Consider the following 7,360-nt stretch of genomic DNA (forward strand, 5'->3'; position numbering starts at 1 on the left):
GTTATATGAAAAAATAAAATAAAAAAATTTAAAATTAGATTTAAAAAAGAATAAATAAAAATAATTAAAAGTAAATTTTAAAAAATTAAATTATTAAAAATTATATATAAAATTCCTCTAAATTTAAAAAAACTTAAACTTAATAAAAGTAAAATCATTAAGCTACCAAAGGTTTTAAAGAATTTTTTATTAGATAAAGGATTTAATAACTTAACCCCTGATGGTGAAAAGGAATCAAGTACAATATGAGAAAATAAACCTAATAATAATGAAAAAAATAATGATATATTAGTTAATTTACTAATTGGAACTGAAATATATATTAATATCATTGCTACAATAAATAAAGGAGATAATTTCCTATTTAATGAGAATAAAGACAATAATATTAATATTATCATTATAAATAAAATATGATAATTATTTAAGCTTTTAAATCCAGGTATTAATACTAATAAATTTGAAGACATTATTATAATATAATATAAAATTAAACTTAATATAACTACACCAAATATTGAATGAGTAAATCCTCTATGAGAAGAAAAATAAAATATTAAACCTAATAAACAGACCAAAATAGCTAAATAATAAGGTAATTTTAAAAAATGTAATAATATAAATAGAATTAAACTTAAAATTATCAATCTATAAACATTATCTTTTTTTAATTTATGATCATTATCTGGAAAGTTCGCTCCAATAAAACATGTAGCAATAAGTAATGGATTTTGAAAAAATAATAATCCTAAGATAATAGCAAAAACACTATGTAGTTTATAAGATGACATTATATTACCTTAATAAAATTTTAAGAATTAATAAATTTAATTATAATAATTATTCAAATAAAATTATAAAGTTAATAAACTTATTCATAAATAATTATCAAATAAATATTAAAATAATAATTTCCAAGAGCATATGAAAACTAATAATTTACTAAAGACCAATTAAAAAAAGAAGTTAAATAAAAAATAGTAAAATTATAAAATTTTAAAATATTCTAAAAAAGAGTACATTTGAAACATTGAACGTTTAAAACTACTTTCATTTAAATAACCAAATGGAGATAATACTTCCCCAGTAATTGAAGGAACACCAATTAAATTACATTCATCTTCTAATGCACCTTTAAAATTAGAACCTGCAATATTATATTTTAATAAATCACAACCTACTTTTTCTGCAACATATTTACCAATATTATAACTTTCAATTGTAGGCTTTAATGTACAAAATATTGCATCTCTACCTGGAATACTGTTAATACTAGTAGAATGAAAATCACCAACAGCAACAATATTCTCTTTTTTAATAATATCAAAAATACTATTAGTAATTGAACCTACATCTAATGTAGATCTATTCAAATCCATTCCATCAAAAGATCTTGAATTATTCATAGTTGCATTTGGTGCTACAATGGAATTAAATAAACAGAGCCATTAATATTTTTATTAAGTAAATATTTAATCATGTAAAGACATGCAAGTTGAGGAGGTAATTCATTACCATGAACTCCTGCAAGAATCATGACTTTAAAATCACCAGATCCTATTCTAACTAAAGGAGTTCCTTTAACAGCTTCTTTTAAAATAATTTTAAAGAAATTATAATCAGGAATAAAATCAGAAAGATTTTTATTATTAGAAATATATCCTCCAGAATTATAATAAGTCTTTAATATACTGAGTTTACAATTAGTAGAATATAATGAATCATCAAAATTCTCTACACAAATATCATTAAATCCCATACTAATTAAACTCCATTAAACAACTAATTATTAAAATAAAAAATTTAACACTTAAATTATAAAAAATAATATTTTATATTAATTAATTATAGGTTTTTAAAAGATATTATTTAAATTAATCTAAATGATTTTTTGTAATACATTAATAATAAAAAAATCATACTAATTAAAAAATTACCTAAACACAATAAAAATACCATGAATAAAATATGAAAAATTTAAAAAACACTAAAAAAGTAAAAAAATAAAACTATAAAAAAACCTCATAAAAAATAGAAAAATAAATATAAAATATAGTTTAAATTAGATTTATATAATGTTAATAATATATAGTATTAATATAATGAACTTATTTTAAAAAAATTTTATAAAAATGATTTCATTTTAATTTAATTATAAAACTTATTTATTTAATTTAGGTGATTAAATGGAAAAAGTAGTACTTGCATTCAGTGGAGGATTAGACACTACTGTATGTGTAAAATTATTAGAAGAAAAATATAACTATGAAGTTATTACAGCATGTGTAGATGTTGGACAACCTAGAGAAGAAATTGAAAAATCACAAAATTCTGCTGACAAATTAAATAACAGTAAACATTATGTAATTGATGCAAAAGAAGAATTTGCAAATGATTATATTTCAAAAGCAATTAAAGCAAATGCAGAATATGAAGGATACCCATTAAGTACTGCACTTGCAAGACCATTAATTGCTATGAAAATTATTGAAGTAGCTGAAAAAGAAGGTGCAACTGCTATTGCTCATGGTTGTACTGGAAAAGGAAATGATCAATTTAGATTTGAAGCTGTAATCAATGCAATGAGTGATTTAAAAGTTATTGCACCAATTAGAGAATTAAATTTAACTAGAACTGAAGAAGTTGCATATGCAAAAGAACACAACCTCCCTCTTAAAAATGATAAAATTTACAGTGTAGATATTAACATTTGGGGAAGATCTATTGAAGGAGATGTTCTTGAAGACCCTGCAAATGAACCACCTGAAGAAATTTACGAATGGACTAAATCTGCAGAAGATGCAAATGATAAACCAGAAAAAGTATCTATTGAATTTGAAGAAGGAATCCCTATTGCAATAAATGGAAAAATGATGTCCTTAGTAGATATTATTAAAGAAGCTAATAAAATTGCTGGAGATAACGGTATTGGTAGAGTAAATACTATTGAAAACAGAATGGTTGGTTTTAAAAGTAGAGAAACTTACGAAGTTCCAGGTGCTAAATTATTAATTGCTGCTCATAAAGCATTAGAAGAATTAGTATTAACTGTAGATGAATTAAGATTTGCAGAATTTATGAGTACCTTATATGCTGATTTAGTATATAGAGCTATGTGGCAAGAACCTCTTAGAGATGATTTAGATCAAGCTATTGACCAAATGCAAAGAAGAGTTAGTGGTAAAGTAGTAATGAAATTATTTAAAGGTTCAATTCAACCCCTTACTAGAGAATCACCTTTCAGCTTACATAGTATTGAACAAGTCAGTTTCGAAGATAAAGAAAATGACCAACAAGAAGTTGAAGGTATGATTAAATACCATAACCTCCAAGGTACAAACTATCAAAAACTTAATATGTAGTTAAACTTTAACTACACTTCTTTTTTATTTTAAATTAAAATTTTAATAATAAAAATAAATAAAAAAACTTTTTTTCATAAAATAAACTAATTTTCAAATATTAAAAAATAACTAAAAAACTAATTCTAAAAATAAGAAAATATGCAAAAATAATTAAGAGAACTAATTTTAAAAAATAAAAAAAATTAAAAAAACTATTTTTCAAGAGTAAAATCTAAAGATTTATTATCAAGATCTACTTTATCTAATGTATTATTAGATTTATAAACTAAAATTTCAACTCCTTCTTTATAAGCCGTTTTAAGAGTAGATGAAAAATCAGGATCATTTTCCCAATTAGGTCTAAAATAATTACCCGCTGGATGTTGAATAAGGAAAAAAACAACAGCCCTATGACCAGATTGTTTAAGTTTTATTAACTCTTTAAGATGTTTACATCCTCTTGTAGTAGGAGCATCTGGAAACTGTGCAATTCCATCTTTTATAAGAGTAACACCTTTAACTTCACAATAACAATCTTCAATTATTTTATCATCAAGTTCTTTAGCAAGATAAATATCAATTCTAGATTTATCATAAACTTTTTCTCTTTCTAGAATATTATAACCTAAAAATTCTTTAACCTTACCTGATTTTATACCATCAAAGACTATCCTATTTGCATCTTGAGAATATAATGAAACAAGTTCACCTTTATTTACAACAAATAAAAGAGAATATTTTGTTTTTCTATTAGGATTATCACTTGGAAGTAAATAAACAGTTACTCTTTCAATTAAAAGTTCTTTACACCTACCAGTATTTGGAACATGTGCTTTAACCTCTTTACCATCAATATCACATATAGCAATAAAACGATTAGGTCTACTTTTAAAAATAGCTTTTACAAAATCAGACATAAAATCACGTAAATTTTTTAATCAAAAATAAAAATTAAATAAGATAAATTATCTTAAAAATAAAAAAATAAAAAATTAATAAAAAAATTTATTTAATAATATTAGCCATTAATGCACCTAAATATTCAGTTAAATCCGTAGCTGAAAATCCATATCCTTGTTTATTCATTGCTAAATCACCAGCACGACCATTAAGATATACAGCAAGAGAACCAGAATCAAATGAATTTAAACCTTGAGAAAGTAAACTTACACATATACCAGATAATGCATCACCAGTACCTCCAACAGTCATTCCAGGATTTCCCGTTATATTAATTTTAAATCTATTATTTTGCATTATAATATCATATTTACCTTTTAAAACAACAGTACCTTTAATAGATTTTACAATATTTTGTAAAGTTTCTATTTGACTATTAATTAAATGATAATCTTCATCTTCACTTATATTTTCAATAGAATCTGGATTAATACCAGAATCTGTAATTACTTTATTAAAGAATGATTTAAACTCAAATAAATGAGGAGTAATAATTAAATCATCTTTATTTTTAACTAAAGATAAATCAACTTGTTTTAAAGCATCTGCATCTAAAACCATTGGTTTTTTAATTTTATGAACTAAAACATTAAATAATTTTCCAGTTTCATCATTTATTGTTGCACCCGGCCCTAAAAGTACTGCATCAACATTTTCAGCTATTTCTAAAATATCATCTAAATTTTCAAGAGATAAATAATCTCCTTTTAATCCTTTAACAATTAAATCTGGAGATAATGATTTAATAGCTAAACTTGCAGAATCCGGACTTGCAACATATACAAGATCTGCTCCAGAAGAAATAGCTGACATTCCAGCAATAGCAGGAGCACCAGAATAATCTTTACTTCCACCTACAATTAAGATTTTACCATTTTTACCTTTATGAGAATCTGAATTCCTATGATTTAATTTAATTAAATCACCAAAACCAACAAATAATTCAGCTTCAAGAGGAATACCAATATCACAAGTTACAAGTCCTCCAACTAATTCTTTATCTGCTAATTTAAGACCAGTTTTTACTCTATGGAATGTAATAGTATAATCTGCTTTAACAGATAAATCATCAACTTCACCAGTTAATGGGTCAAGACCAGATGGAACATCAACTGATATTTTAAGAGCTTTAGAATCATTTATAATTTCAATTGCACGTTTAACTTTAGGTCTTAGATTACCTTTAATACCTGTTCCAATAATAGCATCAATAATTATATAATTACTTGAGAATTTAAGATTATCAAAATCACTTAATTCACGAATATAATATATTGATAAACGTGAAAGTCTTGGAATCATATTATTAAGTACATCAAGATTTCTTTTTGCATCATCAGATTTAATTTTATCAGGAGTATACAAAGAATATATTTCTACTTCAAATCCTCTATTTAAAAGATATCTTGCAGCAACAAAACCATCTCCACCATTTCCTCCAGAACCTGTAAATATTGCAATTTTAACAGGATGAGAAAATTTATGAGTTGCAATTTTAGCAGTTTCATCAGAAAGAGATTTACCTGCTGCTTCCATCAAACAGATTCTGTTAAGACCAATATATTCACAATTTAAATTTGTAACAGTCATGTCAATTGGATCCATAATATCACCTAATTTAAAATATTATAAAAAAATAAATAATTTAATAATTATATAATACTTTAATAAACAAATATTAAAAATTTTATTAATTAATTTAAATTAAAAAAATAATCTTGATAATAAATAAAAATTTATTATTCATATTACTATTTTAAAAATAATCTTGATAATAAATAAAAATTTATTAATTATATTAAAAGAATAATTTTATAAAATTAATAATAAAAAAACAAACCATTAATATTAAATCGGTGTTAAATTGAACAAAAACAATAAAAAACTAAAAATAAAGCATCCTGCAAGATCAACACTATTTGGTATTGCTTTTATAGTAATAATTTTTGTATATGGTATTTTAGGATCTATCTACATCATGCATTTAAATTTAGAAGATGCATTATACTTTACAATAATAACAATAGCAACTGTAGGATATGGAGATATAACACCAGTAACAGTATTACAAAAAATATTTGTAACAATATTAGCATTTGATGGAATTGGAATAATAGCATATATTTTTAGTGTAATAATAGATAATTTCTCTGAAAGAATTGAAAAATCAAGAAGTGGTTTAGCAATGAGAAAAAAATTAGAAAATATGAAAAATCATTATATTGTATGTGGTTATGGTAGAGTAGGTTCAGTTGTAATAAAAGAATTACTTAAAAGAGACCAAAAAATAATTATTGTTGACAATAATAAAGAAATTATAGAAAATCTTAAAGAACATGAATCTATTTTAGATAATGATAATGTTTTAGTACTATATGGTGATGCAACAAACCAAGAAACAATGGACAAATTTAATATAGAAAATGCATATGGTCTAATTTTAACTACTGGAAGTGATGTTAATAATGTATTTATTGTTTTAAGTTTAAGAGATAAAGCACCAGATGCATGGATTATATCAAGAGCTAGTAAAAAAGAGAATATCCAAAGATTATACAATGCAGGTGCAAATAAAGTAATTTCTCCAGAAACAAGTGGAGGATTAGATTTATTCCTAGCTGCAATAGAACCATACCTTATTAGGATTACAGATATAAATAAAAAAGAATTCATTGAAGAAGAAATAAAAATTATATTAAAAAATGGATGTAATATTGAAAGTGTTGAATACCACCTTCCAGGCATCAAAAAACCATTTAAAAGAGAAGTTTCTATAAAAACTGAAGAAGATCTCAAAGAACAACTAAAAGAAAGATTAAATAGTCAAGAATCATTTGAAGTATTAAGTAGTGGAACACACTCTCAATTAATAAGTGGACCTAATAAACAATGTATTAATAATGTAATTAAAGAATTAAAAGAAAAAAATCTACTTATTGGAGTAGACATGAGTGATGATGAATTATTTAAATTAAATAAAGAAAATTTTAAGGAGATAATTGAAAAATAATATCTTTAAATTTATTTTTTTAATAAATAATCATTATATATAATCT

General features: G+C 23.4%; 7 protein-coding genes. 2 read left to right on the plus strand and 5 right to left on the minus strand.

Annotation, left to right across the window (positions count from 1 at the left end):
• Window positions 1–77: 77 nt before the first annotated feature.
• The 3 genes from BGI41_RS05600 to BGI41_RS05610 form a co-directional block, all read right to left on the minus strand.
• Window positions 78–791, minus strand: coding sequence for a metal-dependent hydrolase (locus tag BGI41_RS05600; protein ID WP_088539357.1), 714 nt, complete (start codon window positions 789–791; stop codon window positions 78–80).
• Window positions 792–986: 195 nt separating this feature from the next.
• Complete coding sequence (locus BGI41_RS05605) at window positions 987–1,406, minus strand: hypothetical protein (protein WP_088539359.1); 420 nt, start codon at window positions 1,404–1,406, stop codon at window positions 987–989.
• 14 nt (window positions 1,407–1,420) lie between these two features.
• Window positions 1,421–1,759 (minus strand): succinylglutamate desuccinylase/aspartoacylase family protein, encoded by a 339-nt coding sequence (locus BGI41_RS05610; RefSeq protein WP_088539361.1) that lies wholly within the window; start codon window positions 1,757–1,759, stop codon window positions 1,421–1,423.
• Window positions 1,760–2,186: 427 nt separating this feature from the next.
• Here BGI41_RS05610 and BGI41_RS05615 point away from each other — a divergent pair, with 427 nt between their 5' ends.
• Complete coding sequence (locus BGI41_RS05615) at window positions 2,187–3,362, plus strand: argininosuccinate synthase (RefSeq protein WP_088539363.1); 1,176 nt, start codon at window positions 2,187–2,189, stop codon at window positions 3,360–3,362.
• Window positions 3,363–3,556: 194 nt separating this feature from the next.
• Here BGI41_RS05615 and sfsA read toward each other — a convergent pair whose 3' ends face one another.
• A complete protein-coding gene (sfsA, locus tag BGI41_RS05620; RefSeq protein ID WP_088539365.1) occupies window positions 3,557–4,261 on the minus strand; it encodes a DNA/RNA nuclease SfsA in 705 nt (234 codons plus the stop codon).
• Between the two features lie 88 nt (window positions 4,262–4,349).
• Window positions 4,350–5,909, minus strand: a complete 1,560-nt coding sequence (locus BGI41_RS05625; protein WP_088539366.1) for an NAD(P)H-hydrate dehydratase — start codon at window positions 5,907–5,909, stop codon at window positions 4,350–4,352.
• Window positions 5,910–6,168: 259 nt separating this feature from the next.
• Here BGI41_RS05625 and BGI41_RS05630 point away from each other — a divergent pair, with 259 nt between their 5' ends.
• Complete coding sequence (locus BGI41_RS05630) at window positions 6,169–7,314, plus strand: NAD-binding protein (RefSeq protein ID WP_088539368.1); 1,146 nt, start codon at window positions 6,169–6,171, stop codon at window positions 7,312–7,314.
• Window positions 7,315–7,360: the final 46 nt, after the last annotated feature.

Source organism: Methanobrevibacter sp. 87.7 (assembly GCF_002208625.1).
GTDB lineage: Archaea > Methanobacteriota > Methanobacteria > Methanobacteriales > Methanobacteriaceae > Methanarmilla.